This window comes from Arcicella sp. (genome assembly GCF_964672035.1).
Genome location: NZ_CBABQS010000008.1, coordinates 25,888 through 44,978, shown reverse-complemented (window position 1 = coordinate 44,978; position 19,091 = coordinate 25,888). Strand labels below are relative to the sequence as shown.

16 protein-coding genes are annotated in these 19,091 nt (G+C 36.8%); 10 read left to right on the top strand and 6 right to left on the bottom strand.

Features of this window, described 5'->3' with window-relative positions:
* Nucleotides 1-69: 69 nt before the first annotated feature.
* From AC1W31_RS03725 to AC1W31_RS03705, 5 genes are all read left to right on the top strand, one after another.
* Nucleotides 70-1,149: a sensor histidine kinase gene (locus AC1W31_RS03725; RefSeq protein WP_481733062.1), complete on the top strand. Its 1,080-nt coding sequence runs from the start codon at nt 70-72 to the stop codon at nt 1,147-1,149.
* Nucleotides 1,150-1,189: 40 nt separating this feature from the next.
* On the top strand, nt 1,190-1,954 hold the full coding sequence (locus AC1W31_RS03720; protein WP_481733061.1) for a LytR/AlgR family response regulator transcription factor: 765 nt from the start codon (nt 1,190-1,192) through the stop codon (nt 1,952-1,954).
* A 100-nt stretch (nt 1,955-2,054) separates the two neighbouring features.
* Nucleotides 2,055-2,765, top strand: a complete 711-nt coding sequence (locus AC1W31_RS03715; protein ID WP_481733060.1) for a hypothetical protein — start codon at nt 2,055-2,057, stop codon at nt 2,763-2,765.
* Nucleotides 2,766-2,922: 157 nt separating this feature from the next.
* Nucleotides 2,923-3,201: a hypothetical protein gene (locus AC1W31_RS03710; RefSeq protein WP_481733059.1), complete on the top strand. Its 279-nt coding sequence runs from the start codon at nt 2,923-2,925 to the stop codon at nt 3,199-3,201.
* 3 nt (nt 3,202-3,204) lie between these two features.
* Nucleotides 3,205-4,674, top strand: coding sequence for a discoidin domain-containing protein (locus AC1W31_RS03705; protein WP_481733058.1), 1,470 nt, complete (start codon nt 3,205-3,207; stop codon nt 4,672-4,674).
* An 18-nt stretch (nt 4,675-4,692) separates the two neighbouring features.
* On the opposite strand, the gene AC1W31_RS03700 is transcribed toward AC1W31_RS03705, so the two are convergent.
* A complete protein-coding gene (locus tag AC1W31_RS03700) occupies nt 4,693-4,920 on the bottom strand; it encodes a helix-turn-helix transcriptional regulator (protein WP_481733057.1) in 228 nt (75 codons plus the stop codon).
* Between the two features lie 536 nt (nt 4,921-5,456).
* Here AC1W31_RS03700 and AC1W31_RS03695 point away from each other — a divergent pair.
* Together AC1W31_RS03695 and AC1W31_RS03690 are read left to right on the top strand one after the other, a co-directional pair.
* Nucleotides 5,457-8,051 (top strand): S8 family serine peptidase, encoded by a 2,595-nt coding sequence (locus tag AC1W31_RS03695; protein WP_481733056.1) that lies wholly within the window; start codon nt 5,457-5,459, stop codon nt 8,049-8,051.
* 191 nt (nt 8,052-8,242) lie between these two features.
* On the top strand, nt 8,243-9,037 hold the full coding sequence (locus AC1W31_RS03690) for a hypothetical protein (RefSeq protein WP_481733055.1): 795 nt from the start codon (nt 8,243-8,245) through the stop codon (nt 9,035-9,037).
* Between the two features lie 50 nt (nt 9,038-9,087).
* Here AC1W31_RS03690 and AC1W31_RS03685 read toward each other — a convergent pair whose 3' ends face one another.
* The 5 genes from AC1W31_RS03685 to AC1W31_RS03665 all read right to left on the bottom strand — a co-directional run bounded on the left by AC1W31_RS03685 (nt 9,088) and on the right by AC1W31_RS03665 (nt 12,837).
* The gene (locus tag AC1W31_RS03685; protein WP_481733054.1) at nt 9,088-9,675 is read right to left on the bottom strand and encodes a LutC/YkgG family protein; all 588 of its coding nucleotides are present in this window, start codon (nt 9,673-9,675) and stop codon (nt 9,088-9,090) included.
* A gap of 60 nt (nt 9,676-9,735) precedes the next feature.
* Entirely contained in the window at nt 9,736-11,115 is a 1,380-nt protein-coding gene (locus AC1W31_RS03680; RefSeq protein ID WP_481733053.1) for a lactate utilization protein B, read from the bottom strand.
* A gap of 67 nt (nt 11,116-11,182) precedes the next feature.
* On the bottom strand, nt 11,183-11,920 hold the full coding sequence (locus AC1W31_RS03675) for a (Fe-S)-binding protein (RefSeq protein WP_481733052.1): 738 nt from the start codon (nt 11,918-11,920) through the stop codon (nt 11,183-11,185).
* Nucleotides 11,921-11,983: 63 nt separating this feature from the next.
* Nucleotides 11,984-12,199, bottom strand: a complete 216-nt coding sequence (locus tag AC1W31_RS03670; protein WP_481733051.1) for a helix-turn-helix domain-containing protein — start codon at nt 12,197-12,199, stop codon at nt 11,984-11,986.
* Complete coding sequence (locus AC1W31_RS03665) at nt 12,175-12,837, bottom strand: cupin domain-containing protein (RefSeq protein WP_481733050.1); 663 nt, start codon at nt 12,835-12,837, stop codon at nt 12,175-12,177. The genes AC1W31_RS03670 and AC1W31_RS03665 overlap by 25 nt, the downstream gene beginning before the upstream one ends.
* 309 nt (nt 12,838-13,146) lie before the next feature.
* On the opposite strand from AC1W31_RS03665, the gene AC1W31_RS03660 reads away from it, so the two are divergent.
* The 3 genes from AC1W31_RS03660 (at nt 13,147) to AC1W31_RS03650 (ending at nt 19,079) form a co-directional block, all read left to right on the top strand.
* Complete coding sequence (locus AC1W31_RS03660) at nt 13,147-14,370, top strand: MFS transporter (RefSeq protein WP_481733049.1); 1,224 nt, start codon at nt 13,147-13,149, stop codon at nt 14,368-14,370.
* Nucleotides 14,371-14,434: 64 nt separating this feature from the next.
* Complete coding sequence (gene treF, locus AC1W31_RS03655) at nt 14,435-15,934, top strand: alpha,alpha-trehalase TreF (protein ID WP_481733048.1); 1,500 nt, start codon at nt 14,435-14,437, stop codon at nt 15,932-15,934.
* A gap of 340 nt (nt 15,935-16,274) precedes the next feature.
* On the top strand, nt 16,275-19,079 hold the full coding sequence (locus AC1W31_RS03650) for a TonB-dependent receptor (RefSeq protein WP_481733047.1): 2,805 nt from the start codon (nt 16,275-16,277) through the stop codon (nt 19,077-19,079).
* The last annotated feature ends 12 nt before the right edge of the window (nt 19,080-19,091 follow it).

The window sequence follows — 19,091 nt, the reverse complement described above, 5'->3', positions numbered from 1 at the left end:
ACAATTTATTCATAAATAGTATTTCATAATTATGAGTATTGAATAACAGACATCGAACATCGAAATCCCATGTTTTCAACCCCATACCGCTACTTTTTTATCGTATTCTTATCCGCTTATTCTTTATTGAATACATGGTCGGTGGAGATATTAGAGCATTACCCCATCAAGGTAACGTACTCAGAATTATCAGAGGTTTTTCTGCTACTGACTTTTGCAATTTGGGAAGGTAATAGGCTGTGGAACAATTATTTACAACAAAAGGACGAGCAAAATTTATGGGTACTCATTAGCAAAATGTTTGTTGGTAGTATCGTCATTACCACGGTCGTAACTTTGATAATTGGGTTATTTGCAGCGTATTTTATCATGCCTTTCAATATTCCTATGATGTTATTGCCGATGAAACTACTGATGATGTTTGCCTTCAGAATTAACCTGTTCATGAATGTCTTGAACATAATTTATTGGTATATTAGTCAATTGAAAAAAATACAATTGGAAGCCGAAAAATTCAAGAAAATAAGCACCCAAGCCCAATTGCAAGCCGTCAGAAATCAGATAAATCCCCATTTTTTGTTTAATAATCTGAGCGTCCTAACGGCTCTGATTCCCTCCGATACCAACGCTTCAATGGAGTTTGTGCGGCAGTTTTCAAAGGTATATCGATATGTGTTGAAAAGTCACGAAAAAGAGATTGTTGAACTGGATGCCGAGATGGATTTTATTGATTCTTATCTATATTTATTGAAAAAACGTTTTGGAGAAAGCTTGCAAATGACGATTGATGTGGAGGAAAGTGTACGCCAATTTTACATTATACCGATGGCGATGCAAATGTTAGTCGAAAATGCTGTGAAGCATAATATTGTCTCGAAAAATAAACCCCTGCACATTAGAATTTACTTAGAAAGCGACCAATTACTCATTGTTCAAAACAACTTACAACTCAAAAAAGTTGATGAAATAGATTCCACTCAACAAGGACTCTCGAACATCACGCAACGATACCTTTTTTTAGGATACAAAACGCTTAATATTGAGGAATCTATTGAATTTTTTACCGTGAAATTACCCATTATTAAACTTAATAAAAATATGACTACTAACCGCATCGCTCGTTTACAAAGCGACTATCCTGTTGTATGAAATTGCCATTCTCTATCCATTATAAAATCCTCTTTAAAACATGAACGTATTAATTTTAGAAGACGAAATCCTCTCTGCCCAACGAGCCAAAGCACTGTTGTACGAGCATGACCCCACAATTTCAGTAGTGGAAACCATTGATTCAGTCGAGGATGCAACCGAATGGCTTGGCAAAAATCCCGAACCCGATTTGATGCTTGTTGATATACATCTTTCGGATGGTTTGAGCTTCGATTTATTCAAGAAAATCCAAATAAAAAGCCCGATAATTTTCACCACTGCCTACGACCAATACGCTATCCAAGCCTTTAAAATGAACAGTATTGATTATCTTTTGAAGCCTTTGGACAAATCTGAATTAGGTTTTGCTTTGGGTAAATTGAAGGCACTTAACCAAGAACGAAAAAGCCTCTTGACGATTGATATTCAACGAATTATGCAATCGTTTCAAGGGTCAGAAAAGAAATTTAAAAACCGTTTTTTGGTAAAATTTGGCGATAATATTCAGTTTAAGAATACTGATGAAATTGCCTATTTTTTTGCCGATGACAAAATAACGTACTTGGTCTCCAACGAAGGCAGAAGATTCATTATTGATTACAAATTAGAGCAATTAGAAGACCTTCTTGACCCCAATTTTTTCTTCCGACTAAACCGTAAATTTATTATCAGAATAGATTCCGTTCAGAAAATAAAGTCTTTGATTAATAGTCGTCTGCAAATTTTCTTGAAGCCCAATTTTGAACAAGAAATTTACGTGAGTAAAGACAAGATGAGCGAATTTAAATCTTGGCTTGACCAATAATTTTTGGTGAATGGTACACGAATTTAGCTGCAATTTTTTAATCCGTTCTCCATTCTTTCCCGTGTACCATCCACCCTCTACCGTTCACCGAAAAATAACCATGAAACAAATTTTTACATTCATCCTCTGTATCATTATTTTTAATACCTTCGCCCAAAAACAAGATGACGATGTTCTTTATCTGAAAAATGGCTCGATTTATAGAGGAAAAATTATTGAAAAAAACGAGCAAATTATCAAATTAGAAACTTACGACCACAATGTTATTGTGGTACAAATAGCTGATATTCAAAAGATTAACCGAGAAGAATCCCTGAAAAAAACTGTCATTCAATATAAAGAAAAAGGGTACGTTCACTATACAGAATTGGGACCTTTGGCGGGGAGTAACCGTGCCTCAAATGGGGTAACGACCTCCGCTTTTTCTTTCCAAACTGTCAATGGTTATAAGTTCAATCAATATCTTTTTACGGGCTTAGGCATTGGGGCAGATTTGTACGCTGTACAAACATTCGTACCTATCGTGTTGAGTGTGAGAGGAGATTTTACGAAAGCAGGCAATAAAACTCTTTTCTATTTTGCGGAGGGTGGTTACAGTATTAATGCTACTTCCAACGATGTCGATGGCATCAAATATCAAGGCGGAAATACATTTGCGGCGGGATTAGGATTAAAGATTTTATTTAATGAGAATACAGGATTCGTCATTGGGGCGGGCTATCGTTTTCAGCGATCTGAATTAGTTGAAAAAACCAAGACAGCTATTGAAGATTTTAATAGATTGACCTTGCGAATTGGCTTTTCATTTTGATATACAATATTAGACTATAGATGAAACGGAGTTTACAGATTTACTAATCACATAGGAAATCTGAGTAAATCTGTAAACTCCGTTTCATCTGTGGTTTATCTTATCTGCGTTCTAATATTATTCGTATTTTTATGGTAAATTTTCCAAAAATCATTCCATGAAAAATACATTACTTTCCATTCTCTTGTTACTGATAATCAACCAATTATCGGCTCAAAATCTGATTCAAAAAACCTATTGCAATCCGATGGACATTAATTACCGGTACAATTTTGAGCAATTAAATGAGCAAATTTCCTATCGTTCGGGTGCTGACCCTTTGATTGTCAATCATAAACATGAATACTACCTTTTCGTAACGATTTCGGGCGGATATTGGCATTCCAAAAATCTAATTAATTGGGAATACATCACGCCAAGTATGTGGCCCATGTAAGATATGTGTGCGCCAGCGGCAATGTCGGTGCGAGATACGCTTTATCTTTTCCAATCTACTTTTGAACAACGTCCTATTTTGTTCAGTACCGAACCCGAAAAAGGGAAACTGCAATTTTATAACCGCTGGTTGCCCCGTTTGCCGCAGTACATTGGCCCTTGGGATCCTGCCCTTTTTTATGACGAAGATTTGGACAAATGGTATATGTATTGGGGTTCGTCGAATGTGTACCCACTTTTTGGGGCTGAATTAGACAAAAGCAAGAATTTAACCTATAAATCTAAATACCAAGGATTGATATATCTCGACCCTAAAAATCACGGTTGGGAACGTTTTGGGCGTGACCATCGAGACACCATCCGACCATTTACGGAAGGGGCTTGGATGACCAAACACGGTGGTAAATATTTCTTGCAATATGGCGCTCCTGGCACAGAATACAACGTTTACGCCAACGGAACGTACATCGGTGATAATCCGCTTGGGCCTTTCACGTATGCTCCGTATAACCCGATTTCTTATAAACCTGGGGGCTTCATGACGGGGGCGGGACATGGCAATACTTTTCAAGATAATTACGGAAATTACTGGAATACGGGTACGCCGTGGGTGGCGGTAAATTGGGCAATGGAACGTAGAATCGTGATGTTTCCTGCGGGATTTGATGCTGATAATCAGATGTTTGCGAACACTCGATTTGGCGATTTTCCGCAGAAATTACCGACTAAAAAATGGGATAATAAAGATGATTTATTTACGGGTTGGATGTTGCTTTCGTACAAAAAACCTTGCACGGCTTCATCGGTTCGGGATACTTTGTCGGCACAGAAAGTGACGGACGAAAATCCAAGGACTTTTTGGGTGGCAAATACCAATAAAGAAGGCGAATTTGTGACAATAGATTTACAAAATAATTATGACGTAAAGGCTTTGCAGGTCAATTTTACCGATTACAAATCAGACGTTTATAATTCTAACGAACCACGAGTTTATACGCAATTTAAGTTTTACGCTTCTTTGGACGGCAAAAAATGGGATTTGATTTCGGATAATTCTAACGAACCCCACCGTGACCGTCCGAATGCTTACGTGGAATTGCCTACAAGCGTAAAAGCACGTTATATTAAGTATGAAAATGTCCACGTACCGATGCGAAATTTGGCGGTGAGTGATATTAGAGTTTTTGGAAATGGCTCAGGAAAATTGCCTGAAATTCCGAAGAAATTAACCGTAAAACGTCAAGCTGATACTCGAAATGCGGATATTTCTTGGGAAAAACCTGCCAATGTAGTGGGCTATAATATCCTTTGGGGAATTGCCCCCGATAAATTATATCAAACCTATCAAGTGTGGGGAGATGCTTCTAATACGTTGGAATTGAGAGCTTTAACCATTGGGCAAAAATACTATTGCGTCCTTGAAGCCTTTAACGAAAATGGGGTTTCGGGTAGGAGTGAGGTATTGGGATTTTAAAATTCAACCTAAAAATGCTTACTCGCCCACACCAACAACGTTTTTCTCCTTCGGTAACCCCAATTTTTGGATAATATTTATCCGATGTCCTTCTACGGTTTTTTCGGAAATAAATAATAATTCTGCGATTTGTCGGGACGTTTTGTGTTGGACGATTAATTCTACGATTTTCTTTTCGGCAAAAGTCAATTTCAATAACTCCGAATTATAGTCAATATTACTATAAATTGTGAGTTCGTTACTCAAATTTTGGCTAACGTATTGGTTGTCATTTGTCACTTGTTTCAAAAAAATCGCAGAGTCTTTACTGACTTTGAACATATAGAGTCTGAAACTTTGCCAAAAAGTAGGGTAATAAATTCTTTAATTTTGATAGTAAGACCACTAATTTGCCTGCTAAAGTAGATTATAGTGGTATCACGATAGTTTTAATAAAGTGATCTAAGATACCGTAAGATAGGTTTCGAGCTAAAAATAATTAGAAATCCTCAAGATTTATTAACTTCACAAAGTTTTATTTAAAGTACCCCATTCACCGCTGTAAAACGACTTTACTCACCCTCACTTTTTGTGTAGTTATCATTTTAGACACGCAAGCCCAGACCAACACTCACTGCCCAATATAGTCAATTACTATTCTGTTTAATCTGATGCTTCGGGTGGAGGAAGACGGTCTAAATTAATTGTTACACACGATGATGGCAAACAAGAATAAGTAAAATTAATGTAGTAATTGAGTAAACTATTTACCATTCTAATCAATTTAACCCTCATACAAAATCATGAAAAAACGATTACACTTAACAATCATTCTCTTCACTTTTTTCGCTTTGTCGGCTAATGCCCAAACGAAAGAGGAAAGAGCTAAAAATGTTGATTCCATCAATAGAATAAAGTTGGAGGAACTCAAAACCAGATTTGAAACCAATCATCTGAATGCTGAAACAAAGGTTAAGGATTATTTGAAAAAACACCCTAAACTGCAAAGAACGTTTATCAAGAACGGCTCAACTTATTATTTGCACCATATTGATGGAGATGGTAAACCCGTTTATATCAATACTAAAAATAAAGAATCTGGAGTTTTAATTAAAGCCGATCAATTGTACAAAGGCGGGTCTATCGGAGCAAATATCACGGGCGAAGGCATGGTCGTGGGCGTTTGGGATGGTGGTCAGGTACGTGAAACCCATGAACTTTTAGCGGGAAATGTAACGATGCAAGCCAATCAAACTTTGGATGGCGTGGGAGCGAATAAAGCTTATGGTGGCAACAATCATATGACCCATGTTTCAGGGACAATTGTGGGGAAAGACATTACCAATCAACCCGCCGCACGAGGAATTGCCTACGGAGCAAAAGCCCTGTGTTATGATTGGAACAGCGATTTGAGTGAAATGGCTGATTTTGGCACGAAAGGTTATCTGATTTCTAATCATTCTTATGGATATTCAAACGATACGACTACTGCCACCTGGAATTTTGGAGCGTATGACGAAACCGCCAAAAATTGGGACTTGCTTCTGAGAAATCTACCCAATTATTTGCCCTTTATAGCGGCAGGCAATGAGCAAGAAGACAGTGGAAATAGAAAAGCAAAATTGGGATATGACATCATTACAGGCTCGTCGGCTTCAAAAAATGCTATGACCGTGGGGGCAGTCAATGGTGATAAATCTATGTCTGATTATAGCAACTGGGGACCTACTGACGACGGGCGTGTAAAACCTGACATCGTAACGAAAGGAACGGGTATCAATTCCTCATTATATGCCGATAAAACTTCTAAAACCCCATCAGATACGGCATACAGCGGCACGGTAAATTCACAAGGAACTTCCTATGCTTCGCCAGCCGCTGCCGCTTCGGGGCTTTTATTACAGCAATATTACAATAGTCTTCACAAAACCTACATGAAGTCTTCTACCCTCAAAGCATTGATGTTAGGTACTGCCGAAGATTTGGGACAGCCCGGTCCAGACCATAAATTTGGTTGGGGATTATTGAATGTTGAAAAGGCTGCCAATGCCATCAAATACAAAAGTGTCATTGGAAGTCCCTTGAAAGCTATTATGTCGGATTCTTCTTCCAAAGGAGCGTATATAGAAGAAATCTCCCTTAAATTTCCTGCCGATACCATCACTGAAGTATCAAGAGAAATAACCGCCAGCGGATGCGAACCCTTGATTGTTTCAATTGCTTGGACTGATATTGAAGGCATTGAGCAAACCTCAAAAGACGGCATCGACCCCACGGCTTCAAGGTTGATTTATGATTATGACATGCTGGTAAAAAACATATCAAAAAATACTATTTATCGTACTTGGAAACCCAGCGTAATGGCAAATAGAATAGCAAATGCAACGCATGAATATACATGGTTTGATGGCAATGGAAACAATTATAAACAAGTGAAAATAGATTCTGCCATTGCAGGCGATAAATATAAAATCTATCTACGCAAAAAAACAACTTCTCCCGATTCTGTTCGATTATTATCATTGGTGGTAACAGGAACGGCTTTTGCCAAACCATTGCTTGCCGCCACACAGAATTTTTGTAGTCCATCCACCGCCACCATTGCCAGTTTGACCGTTACAGGTACGGGCATCAAGTGGTATAATGCACTCACAGGGGGGAAAATAATAGCAGACACTACCAAACTGATTGATAAAACTTCTTATTATGCTTCTCAAACAATTTTAGGCTGTGAAAGCCCAAGAGGAGCCATTGCCGTAACACAAAGCCCTATTTTAGAAGCCCCAATTGCCCACGAAACAAACGTGAAATTAGGTACGTCTGTTACATTAGTGGCTACTTGTGCAGCGGGAACGCCCAACTGGTATGCAACTTCTACAAGCGGAACTTCATTGGGTTCCGTAAGTTTTACAACCCCAGAACTCGCTGCCAATACTGCCTATTATGTTGATTGCGAATCGGGTAAAAATCCAACTTGTGTTAGTAGTCGCACGCATCAAATTTTGCGGGTACAGATTACAAATTCTACTGATGAAAAAAAAGCGGAGGGTGTTGTCAATACTCCCAAGGAAGTTTCAGAAGCTAAGATTGGTGTTAAAAATGAGGCTAATTTCCGTGTAAAAGCCGAAAGTGCCGACAATGATTCAGATGTTTTTATCAATGTATTTCCAAACCCAACTACGGGACTATTTTACTGGAAATTATTGAGTAATGAACCCTCTGGTGTGAATTTGACGATGTATAATTCAATGGGGACAGAACAATTAAATCAGAGTTTCTCAACACTATCACAAACCCATGAAGGCACAATAGATTTGAATAAAATAGAAACTGGTGTATATTTCTTGAAATTCAACGTAGGCGAAAAAAATATAATCCGTAAGATTATTAAGAATTAGTTTTGGTAGTCTTCTATCGGCTTTCAAAAATTGCAAATTCTATTGTAAGCACTTAAATGAATATAATCGACAGTTCTATTTTTTGTTAAATAGCTGATTGTAAGTATTTTACAAAATTGTCAATTATTCACTATCAATTACTTAAATATCATTATCAGTAAGCTAAAAACTGATTTACAAATAAAAATCCAATGAAAAAAAATATATTCAACACACTGATTGTTAGCGTTTTATCAGTGTTTCTTTTTGTCTCGTGCAGCAAGACTTCCAGCACAACGCCAACGCCCCAAACCTGTTATCTCAGCAGTGTTTCAAATGCAAAGGGAAATGTATTACAGCGATTTAGCTACGATGCTAACGACCGTCTAATCAGCGAAGTAAACGACTCTACGGGAGTGTCCTTAGCCTTTGCGTACAATGCTCAAAATACGGTTGATAAAATAACGCTGACCGATAAAGTGGGGACAAAGGTTTACACTTTCATCATTACTTTCACGTATGATGGCACAGGAAAAGCCAGCAAAACAATCACTACTTTCAATGGAAATGTTTATCAAACCAATGTGTTTACCTATACAAATAGCCAATTGACACAGATTATCTCTACCGATGCTCTGAATGAAATAGAAAGTGCAAGATTTGAATATTCGGGTGAAAATATCTCGAAGGTTTATGCAAAATTTGACAACGATAAGGAATATCTCTATTATGAAATCTTGAAGTTTGATGCGATGAAACTCAATTTGCCAGAAGCCTACAAAGCATTGGCGATGGGATTAGCGGGTTTGGCAGATGATTTTTATTATCTCAATAAAAATAATGCCCTTTCTGAAAAATATTATGAAGAAGATGGCTCAGTATATCATACTGCCGAAAATATTTATGAATATAACAGTACCTCACAACCCACTAAACTGACCGAAGCCTATAACGAAAATGGCGTAAAAATTACGGTAGTGAATAGTTATCAGTATAATTGTAAGTAGGCTTTTTAACTAACTTCCCGAAAGTTATTTTTACTTTCGGGAAGTTCAATTTAATCCACCATCACATACACTACCAAGCCCCTCGCTCCATGAGCGCCAATGACTAAACTTTGCTCAATGTCTGCCGTTTTGGAAGGGCCAGAAATGAATGTCCCAAAGCCCGTTTCATCCACTTTTACTCGTTCGTAAGCACGGTGCATATTGGTAATGATGTCAGATCTATGGATAACGATGGCCAAATATTGGGTAATCATGGGCAAAACACGATGAGGAATATGTTTTTCAGAAACCCAAATGGCGGCATTTTCAGCCACGGCAAAATCACCTTTAATAATGGCCAAATTTAGCATTTCTAAATCATGTGGGTCAGCGACATTGAGGCTAAAATCTGCTAATGCTGAAAGCTCAGAAATCGTAGTGGCAATGTTTGTTACACCTTGATAATGAGCTTGAATATCGGCTTTTATTTCGTCGTAATTATTAACTTCAATCGCTTTGCCACCCACAAAACTCAGAATTTCTGAGAATTTTTCAAACAGATTTTCATAGACTGTCTCAAACTTAAACGGAACGTCAAGTTGTTGATAGTCAGGTTGATTGGTTTTTATATTGGCTAATATTTGTTCTCTTGATGACATTCTGGTTTAGTTGTGATTTAGTGAGTTGTGATTTACTTCGCCAATTCCTTTTCTACATTTCTACTTCTTACCTTTCTCCTTCACATACCATTCTCTAAAACTCTCTTTCGGTACTTCGGGCATTTCTCTTTGTTGATACCAAACATTTAAATTATTATTCACCACAAATGGCGTATTTTTCATCAAAAATCTTCCTAATTTTCCTGCTGTTCTATAAAAACTTGGCGAACTCAAAACGCTTGCCATTGATTTAATTCCGATACTTTTAACACTCGAAACGTGTCCTTCTTTTACCAAAACTTGTCGCCATTTATAAAGTTGTTCGTGAATATCAATTTTTACGGGGCAAACATTTGAACACGAGCCACAAAGTGTAGAAGCAAAAGGCAAATCTGCATTTTGAGCCATTTCCAAATTCGGAGCGAGAATTGAACCAATCGGTCCAGCAATGGCTGTATGATAACTGTGTCCACCCGAACGACGATACACAGGGCAAGTATTAAAACAAGCCGCACAACGAATACATTTTAATGAATTTCGAAAATCTGGGCGACCCAATTGCTTCGTTCTGCCATTATCCACGATGATAATGTGCATTTTTTGTCCTCCTCTTGGTTTATGAAAATGGCTCGAAAAAGTAGTAATGGGCTGTCCTGTGGCACTTCTGGCTAATAATCTCAAGAAAACACCCAAGTGTTCAGCCTTCGGAATAATTTTTTCAAAACCCATTGCGGCAATGTGAACATCCGCCAAATGAGCTCCCATGTCGGCGTTGCCTTCGTTGGTACAAACCACAAATCCTCCCGTTTCGGCAATGGCAAAATTCACACCCGTCAAAGCAACTTTACGAGTCAAAAATGTATCTCTGAGGTGCTGACGAGCCGCTTCCGTTAAATATTGTGGGTCAGTTGCTCCTTTTTCAGTGCCTAAATGTTTATGGAAAGTTTCCCCAACGTCCGATTTTTTGAGGTGAATGGCGGGTAAAACAATGTGCGAAGGTGGTTCTTCACGCATCTGTACGATACGTTCGCCGAGGTCAGAATCAATGACTTCAACGCCTTTTTCTTTCAAAAAATCATTCAAATGACATTCCTCGGTCAGCATAGATTTAGACTTCACCATTCGGTTTACGCCTTCATTCTTGATAATCGAATAAATGATTTCGTTATGTTCTTTGCCATCGGCTGCCCAGTGAACAGTAATGCCATTTTCAGTGGCTTTTTTCTCAAATTCAGTTAGATAATCGTGCAAATTTGATAAGACATGATTCTTTATCTGCGAACCTGCTTCACGCAATTGTTCCCATTCTGGAATCTGAAAAACGGCTTTATCACGCTTAGAACGCACAAACCATAAAGTTTCATCGTGCCAATCAACGTGAGCTTCGTCTTTATTAAACGCAGTCGAAGCTGTGGCGTGGTCTATTTTTATGTTTTTCATTTTATAGTTGTGAATTGTTAGTTAGTGAATTGTGAGTTAGTGACTTTCGAGAATAAATCATAACTCACTAACTTATCACTGAATTCAATATCTCTGCAATATGTTTTACCTTAATCTTCGAGCCTTGTCGCTTCATAATTCCTTCCATGTGCATCAAACACGATACATCCGAACCCACAATAAATTCGGCTTCGTGTTTAGTATGGTCGGTGATTCGGTCTTTGCCCATTTTTACGGAAATTGCTTCTTCAGTTACGCAAAATGTTCCACCAAAACCACAACATTCATCTTTTCGGTCTAATGTAACGAGCGAAAGCCCTTCTACCATATTCAGTAATTTCTCGGTTTTTGAAAAAGCCTGAGCAACTAATTCCGACATTTGGGCAATTTTTAAACCTCTTTGTCCGTGACAACTTTGGTGTAAACCTACCCGATGCGGAAATTTTGCAGAAAGATTCTCAACTTTCAAAACGTCCGTTAAAAATTCGGTAAGTTCGTAAATATGCTTGCGTATATGGGTAGACGATTGAACATCAGTTCCGTGTAAATGTTCTTTGATGTGCAAAGTACAACTTCCCGAAGGCGAAACGATGTAATCAAATCCGCTGAAATTATCCACAAAATTATTATCACAATCCTTACTCAGATGCTCAAAACCTGAATTTGCCATCGGTTGCCCGCAACAAGTTTGATTGAGTGGATAGACAACTTCACAGCCTAATTTTTCTAATAATTCCAATGTAGCAATGGCAACATTTGGATAAAATTGGTCAACATAACAAGGAATAAAAAGGGCAACTTTCATGAATTTTATCAAATTTATATCCCAAAAATAACTTACACGTACTCATTCTTGCATACCGTACTGTTATGTTTTGCCAAAATTTCTTCTAAATTGTGAAGGATTTATGCCTTTAAATTGTTTGAAAACTCGTCCAAAATAAGAAACATTATTAAATCCAGACTGATAGCAAATATCCACAATATTCAAGCCATCCAAAAGCATTTTACAGGCTTGATTGATTCGATATTCATTCGTAAAATCAGTAAAAGTTTGATTTATATTTTTTTGAAATAATTGCAAAAGGCTGGAATAGTTAAATTACAAATTTTTGCAACCATTTGAATGTCAATCTCTTGTGCATAGTTTTCCTCAACAAATCTATAAACTTTTCCTAAACGCACTTGGTCTTTTTGGTTGAAATTATACCGAATATTTGCTGGATTCAATGAAATATATTCCGCAGAATTTGCCAAGTTTTGGAGGATATTCAATAGCTCAATCAATCTTTCAAAATGAGATAATTGGGGTAAATTTCGAAATCTTTCCGATAATTCTTTTTGGGTATTCCCATAAAAGCTAAGTCCTTGTTTAGAACGTTCAAACAGTTTGTTAATACTTTCCATTTCGGGTTTTAAAAGAAAGTTTTCGCCCAAAAAATCAGAAGTAAATTGAATAACAATCTCTTCGTGTATCCCCACAGAACCGTACCCAAATCCACCGTGAGGCAAATTTGAGCCAATCAAAACTAAATCACCATCCACATAATTACTCAAATGATTGCCTACGTGTCGCCTACCAGAGCCTTCAAAAACGCACACAATTTCATATTCAGGGTGATAGTGATAATGCCATTTAAAAGTTTTTGCTGACACATTATGATGCAACAATCTAAATGAACTTCCTGGATTGCGTTGTATGATTTCAAATTCAGTTTTCATCTAAAAATATTTCAAGAAAGTTTATTGTTTTGAGTATAATTACGCTTAAATTATTATTGTATTCAACCTAAATATACTAAAACTATTAATAGCGTTCAAAATTAAAATAATTTAAGAGTAGTATTGTTTTAATATATGCTCGAAATTTGTATTACCATTAACCATTTCTTGAAATTTATCTAATCACATAATTTACTGGATTAAAAGCGGGCATCAGTCCGCTTTTTTTTGTAAGCCCGACTTTAGTCTGTACTTTTGAATTAAAGACCCACAGGCTATCATATAAAAATTTTCAAAACCACAAATTTTATGAATAATTGGAAAATAAAACTCTCAATTTTTATTAATTATTTCATTTTTGCCATTCTCCTGAACAGCGTTGGAACGGTCATTTTACAAGTTCAATCTACTTATGGCATTACAGAATCTTCAGCGGCCATTTTGGAGGCTTTCAAGGATTTGAGTATTGCGGGAATGTCGTTTTTAGTTGCTTCCTATATTTCCCGAATCGGCTATAAAAACTCCATGCTTTTAGCCTTAACTATCGTAACAATTGCTTGTATAACCATGCCTTTAGTCAATCAATTTTGGATGACAAAATTGCTTTTTGGAGCCGTAGGAGCAAGTTTTGCTTTGATAAAGGTTTCTGTTTACGGAACTATTGGTTTGGTAGTAAAGGACAAAACCGAACACATCAGTTTGATGAATTTTGTCGAATCATTTTTCATGGTTGGTATTTTGTCGGCGGGGTTTATTTTTAGTTTTTTTATTGACGATAAAAACCCTCAATCTACTGCTTGGGTGAATGTTTATTACCTTTTAGCGGGACTTGCCGTGTTAGCTTTTTTATTATTATTGTCCACTAAAATGGATGAAACAAGCATCAAGAAGGATTCAAATAACCCAACGGGAGATTTCCAAGAAATGTTTAAATTAATAGCCATTCCAGTGGTATTGGTCTTTGTAGCGAGTGCTTTTATTTACGTGTTGATTGAACAAAGTATCATGAGTTGGTTGCCCACTTTCAATAGTAAAGTTTTGCATTTACCTAATTCTTTAAGCGTACAAATGGCGGGTATTTTAGCGGCTTCCACAGCAGTCGGGAGGTTTTTGGCAGGTATCGTTTTGAAAAAATTAAAATGGCTTACGGTACTGATAATCTGCGTCTTATTGGCGGGAGGAATGGTGCTGTTAGCGTTGCCGTTGGCTAAAAACCTTAGCAATGAAGTCATCACAGGATGGGGAAATGCACCGCTTGTTGCCTTTATTTTTCCAATGATTGGCTTAGTAATCGCACCCATTTATCCAGCCATTAATTCTGTCATTTTGAGTTCACTACCAACTCGTCAGCACGGAATAATGTCAGGTTTAATCGTTATTTTTTCCGCCTTGGGAGGTACAACAGGTTCGTTGATTACGGGTTACATTTTTGAACATTTCGGAGGACAAAGTGCTTTTTATTTCTCCCTAATTCCCATGACCATTTTGATAATTTGTTTGGTTATTTTCAATAAATTATCCGAAAAAAAATAGAATCTACCGAGTTTATAATTGCGCAACGCTTTACTTTATCAATATATTTTAAAAAAATACCTAAATGCAAAACCCGCTAACTAACACTAATCAATTCTACTCATCCGAACTTTTTAAAGCCGTCCAGATGAGTGATATATTTCCAGATTCCAAGACTTTTTGTGATTATATTCCCAAATCCTCCATAGAAGAAATTGAAAATAAGTACTTGAAAAATTATCAATTATCTGATTTCGATTTACAACAATTCGTTAAGAACAATTTTAATAAAAATCCTTTTTTATCCATTGATTATCAATCAGATACATCAAAGCCTGTTGAGCAACATTTGGAAGATTTATGGCATATTCTCACCCGTAAACCCGCAAAAGCAGAAGGCTCATTAATCGAATTGCCTTATCCATATATTGTTCCTGGCGGACGTTTTCAAGAAATGTATTATTGGGATAGTTATTTCACCATTTTAGGGTTACAAACCAGCGGTAAAATTGATTTAATTGAAAATATTGCTGATAATTTTGCGTACCTTATCAACAAATTTGGCTACATCCCTAATGGAAATCGAACTTATTTTTTAGGCCGTTCACAACCGCCATTTTTCTCTTTAATTGTGGAAGCGTTGCGGGAAGAAAAAGGTGATGAAATTCTGACGAAATATCTCCCAGTATTGGAAAAAGAGTACGAGTTTTGGATGCAAGACAAAGAGCAAATTTCTACCCAAAATCCAGTGAGTAAAAGGGTTGTTTTTTTGAGGGATTTTTATGTCTTAAATCGTTATTGGGACGAATACGATACGCCCCGTCCAGAGTCTTATCGAGAAGATATAGAATTGTCAGAAAGTTTGTCAGAACCTTCGGAAGGCTTTTTTAGGCACATTAGAGCCGCCGCAGAATCAGGTTGGGATTTTAGTAGTCGTTGGTTTAAGGATGGACAAAATATGAATACAATCGACACCACAAATATCCTACCAGTGGATTTGAATTGCCTTTTGTTTAACCTTGAAAGAACCATTTTTAAGGCTTATTTATTAACGGATAATCGAAAAAGAATTGACAAGTATTTTACCCTAATGAATCTCCGAGAGAGAGCCATTAAAAAATATTTTTTTAGTCATGAAAAAAACTTTTATTTTGACTATAATTTTGTTTCAAAAAAACAAACGGATGTGTATTCTTTGGCGGGTGTTTTTCCACTCTTTTTCAACGTAGCCAGACAGATACAAGCACGAAAAATGGTTAAAATTATTGAGTCCAAATTTTTGAAAGAAGGCGGTTTAATTACCACCATAAACGACACAACACAACAATGGGATACTCCAAATGGATGGGCTCCTTTGCAATATATTGCTTATAAAGGTTTGATAAAATACGGCTATTTTGACTTAGCGAACGATATCAAAACTCGTTGGATGCAAACCAACGAAAAAGTGTATGCCGAAACAGGCAAAATGACTGAAAAATATAACGTAGAAACGCCAAATATTAATGCAGGCGGAGGAGAATATCCCAACCAAGACGGCTTCGGATGGACCAATGGTGTCTATTTGAAATTTCTGCGAGGATAATTTAAGTGCTGTCATTGCGAACGCAGTGAAGCAATGACAGCTTATTTGTATAATATTTCAATAAAAATCTTCCTAATCTTCAACATTCCTTCCCTTTCCTCCTTCTTTCAAAAAATGTAAAAGTATGTTCACGAAATGTTAAATTTTGTTAAGGATATATTTAATAACTAAAATAATAGTTAGCTTTGTTCCGTTATCGCAAAAGTAAAAATCTATTTTCTACGAAATAATTTTTTTACGACCATTTCTCCCAATTAACCACACTATTGAAAAATGTTCTATCAGGAATTTCCTGTGTTTCAATCATTTGTTTACCTCATTTTTACCAAACTCTATCACCATGCGTAAAGTCTTCATTTTACTATTTTTCATGCTTTTTTGTGTAGTTGCTTTTGCACAAAACCCTGTAAGAGTAACGATTAAAGGCATTATTCAAGACACATCGTCCAATGTTATGGGTGGTGCAACGGTCATGCTTTTGACTCCCAAAGACTCCGCTCTCATCAATTTTTCGAGGGCAAATGACAAAGGCTTTTTTGAGTTTAAAAACGTCAAAAATGCCCATTACATTTTGAAGGTTTCTTATGTAGGATACCTTCCTTATCAACAAGTTTTAGCGCCTTCAGCTACTGAAACTGCTGATTTGGGCAATGTTGGCATTAAACCCATTTCCAAAGAATTATTGGAAGTGGTCGTGAGAACTGCCCGAGCGCCATTGACCATCAAGGGCGATACCATCGAATATGATGCACGCTCATTTAAAGTTCCGCAAGGTTCTTCGGTAGAAGATTTACTGAGGCGTTTGCCAGGTATGGAAATTGATGCAGCGGGCAATATCAAAGCCCAAGGAAAAGACGTGAAAAAGGTTTTGGTGGATGGAAAGACCTTCTTTGGTGACGACCCAAAAGCGGCAACCAGAAACTTAGGCGCAGAAACTATTTCGAAAGTGCAGGTTTTCAATGACAAATCTGAACAAGCCAAACTCACAGGTGTGGACGATGGCAAGAAAGAAAAAGCCATTAATTTAGAACTAAAAGAGGAATACAAGAAAGGTGCTTTCGGTAAAATCACCGGGGCAGTTGGTACGGATTCACGGATGGCTGCCCGTGGAAATTATAACCGTTTCAACAAAACAAGCCAATTTTCGATTTTGGGATACGGAAATAATATTAATGAAACGGGCGTAAACTGGAGCGATTACGGTGAATTTAAGGGAAATAATAGTTTCAACAACAACGATAACGGTGATTTTGGTTTTGGCGGAAATCGTTGGTGGGGCTCAGATGGCGATGGCATCACGAATCAATTTGATGGAAGAGGTTTCACCAATAATGGTGGGGGAGGAGTGAATTATAACTTTGATAATAAGAAAACGAAGCTCAGTACGAGTTACTTTTATAACCAAACTCGCTTGTTTTTAGACCAATATCAAAACAAAAAAACCTTCCTTCAAAATAGTGCTTTTTTAACAACCGATACCAGTACCCAGAATAATTTTCGTGGAAATCATAGCATTGGAACTCGTTTTGAACGCATGATTGATTCCAGTAATACGTTGATTGTTAAAGTGAATATGCGGGCGGGAATGAAAAATGATGCCAATACGATGTTCCAAAGTAATTTGACGGAAGAAGGACTTTTGCGGACTCGTTCGGAGATTAAAAACGGGAGTGATTTAACCAGTTTTTACCTAAATACCAATGCTATTTTTAGACATAAATTCAAAAAGAAAGGACGAAGTTACGCTTTGAGTTTTGGGTATAATATCAATAATTCCAATGGTAATGAAAACCTAAATTCAATCACCAAATTTATTACTGCTGGCACATTTACGGAGCAAGTGAGAGCGATTCGTCAAATTAATGATAACGATAATCGTCAGAATATGGCGAAAGGAAGCGCTTTATTTTTAGAACCACTTTCTAAGAAAATATTTTGGGAAACATTCTACAACTTTTCATCCGATAATCGGTCGGTAAATCGTCAGGCTTTCAATGGGTTAATAGAAAATCGTCGTTTGGATAGTTTGAGTACCTATTTTGAAAATACAGTTACCTACAATCGTGTCGGTACAAGTTTGCGTTATTCATTTTCTGGAATCAATATTTCTTTGGGAGGTGCGGCCCTTCGTTATGACCTTGATGGTAAACAATTTCCTCAAAAAGGCGGACAAATTTTTAGTAGCATCGCTAAAAGTTATCCAAGTTTTATGCCATATTTGGATGCCAGTTTGGAATTGAAGAACAATTTATATTTCAATTTTAGTTATAATTTGGAGGTATCAGCGCCACAAATTGCTGATTTGCAACCCGTTATCAATAACAATAATCCTTTCTTTATTTCAACGGGTAATCCTGATTTGAATCCTGAGAAAAGTCACAGTGTTAGTTTGTCAATGTATAAATTTGACCCTGCCACGTTTTTGAACATTAATATTTGGGGAAATTACAATTATTATTTAAGTCAAATTGTTTATAATCAGACCATTGACCCCAATACATTTATTGTTAAAACCCGTCCAGAGAATCTTTCAGGAGGCGATAATTTCTCTTTAGGAACGTATTTAGGCTTTCCCATTATCAAAACGAAATTAACTGTAAATATGAATCCCAATATTTCAATTTCTAATAATCCAACTTACATTAATGGCATTTTGAATAATAGTAACAATCAGAATTATAACCTAAATTTTGGTTTGAGCCTTACGCCGAGTGATAAACTTATTGTGGGTCTGAATACTCGTTTTGGCATTAATAATATCAAATATTCATTGAGCGATGCGCAAAATCAGAATATTAGAAACAGCAGTTTGGATGCTTCTATAAAATGGAATTTTATTAAAAATACGTTCTTAGAAACCAATTTAGACTATAAAAGATTTCGGAACGAACGGTTTGGATTTGAACAAAATCTTCCCATTTTCAATGCCTCCGTGCGTCGTTTATTTATGAAAGAAAATAAATTGGAAGTTCGTTTAGCCGCATTTGATTTGTTCAATAAGCGCCAGAGTATTCTTCAACAAGGTTTCCAAAATACCATAACTAATCAAATCTCCTTGACATTAGCCCGTTATTTCATGCTGAGTCTTACTTATAATTTGAAAGGACATGAAAGTAAATTGAAGAAAAATCAAGGATGGTTTTAGAAGTCAATTAAC

Coding starts and splice junctions, on each gene's coding strand:
- AC1W31_RS03660 (WP_481733049.1), top strand. CDS start 13,147: ATGAATAATTGGAAAATAAAACTCTCAATTTTTATTAATTATTTCATT.
- AC1W31_RS03725 (WP_481733062.1), top strand. CDS start 70: ATGTTTTCAACCCCATACCGCTACTTTTTTATCGTATTCTTATCCGCT.
- AC1W31_RS03680 (WP_481733053.1), bottom strand. CDS start 11,115: ATGAAAAACATAAAAATAGACCACGCCACAGCTTCGACTGCGTTTAAT.
- AC1W31_RS03695 (WP_481733056.1), top strand. CDS start 5,457: ATGAAAAAACGATTACACTTAACAATCATTCTCTTCACTTTTTTCGCT.
- AC1W31_RS03715 (WP_481733060.1), top strand. CDS start 2,055: ATGAAACAAATTTTTACATTCATCCTCTGTATCATTATTTTTAATACC.
- AC1W31_RS03650 (WP_481733047.1), top strand. CDS start 16,275: ATGCGTAAAGTCTTCATTTTACTATTTTTCATGCTTTTTTGTGTAGTT.
- AC1W31_RS03675 (WP_481733052.1), bottom strand. CDS start 11,920: ATGAAAGTTGCCCTTTTTATTCCTTGTTATGTTGACCAATTTTATCCA.
- AC1W31_RS03690 (WP_481733055.1), top strand. CDS start 8,243: ATGAAAAAAAATATATTCAACACACTGATTGTTAGCGTTTTATCAGTG.
- AC1W31_RS03710 (WP_481733059.1), top strand. CDS start 2,923: ATGAAAAATACATTACTTTCCATTCTCTTGTTACTGATAATCAACCAA.
- AC1W31_RS03685 (WP_481733054.1), bottom strand. CDS start 9,675: ATGTCATCAAGAGAACAAATATTAGCCAATATAAAAACCAATCAACCT.
- AC1W31_RS03720 (WP_481733061.1), top strand. CDS start 1,190: ATGAACGTATTAATTTTAGAAGACGAAATCCTCTCTGCCCAACGAGCC.
- AC1W31_RS03705 (WP_481733058.1), top strand. CDS start 3,205: ATGTGTGCGCCAGCGGCAATGTCGGTGCGAGATACGCTTTATCTTTTC.
- treF (WP_481733048.1), top strand. CDS start 14,435: ATGCAAAACCCGCTAACTAACACTAATCAATTCTACTCATCCGAACTT.
- AC1W31_RS03665 (WP_481733050.1), bottom strand. CDS start 12,837: ATGAAAACTGAATTTGAAATCATACAACGCAATCCAGGAAGTTCATTT.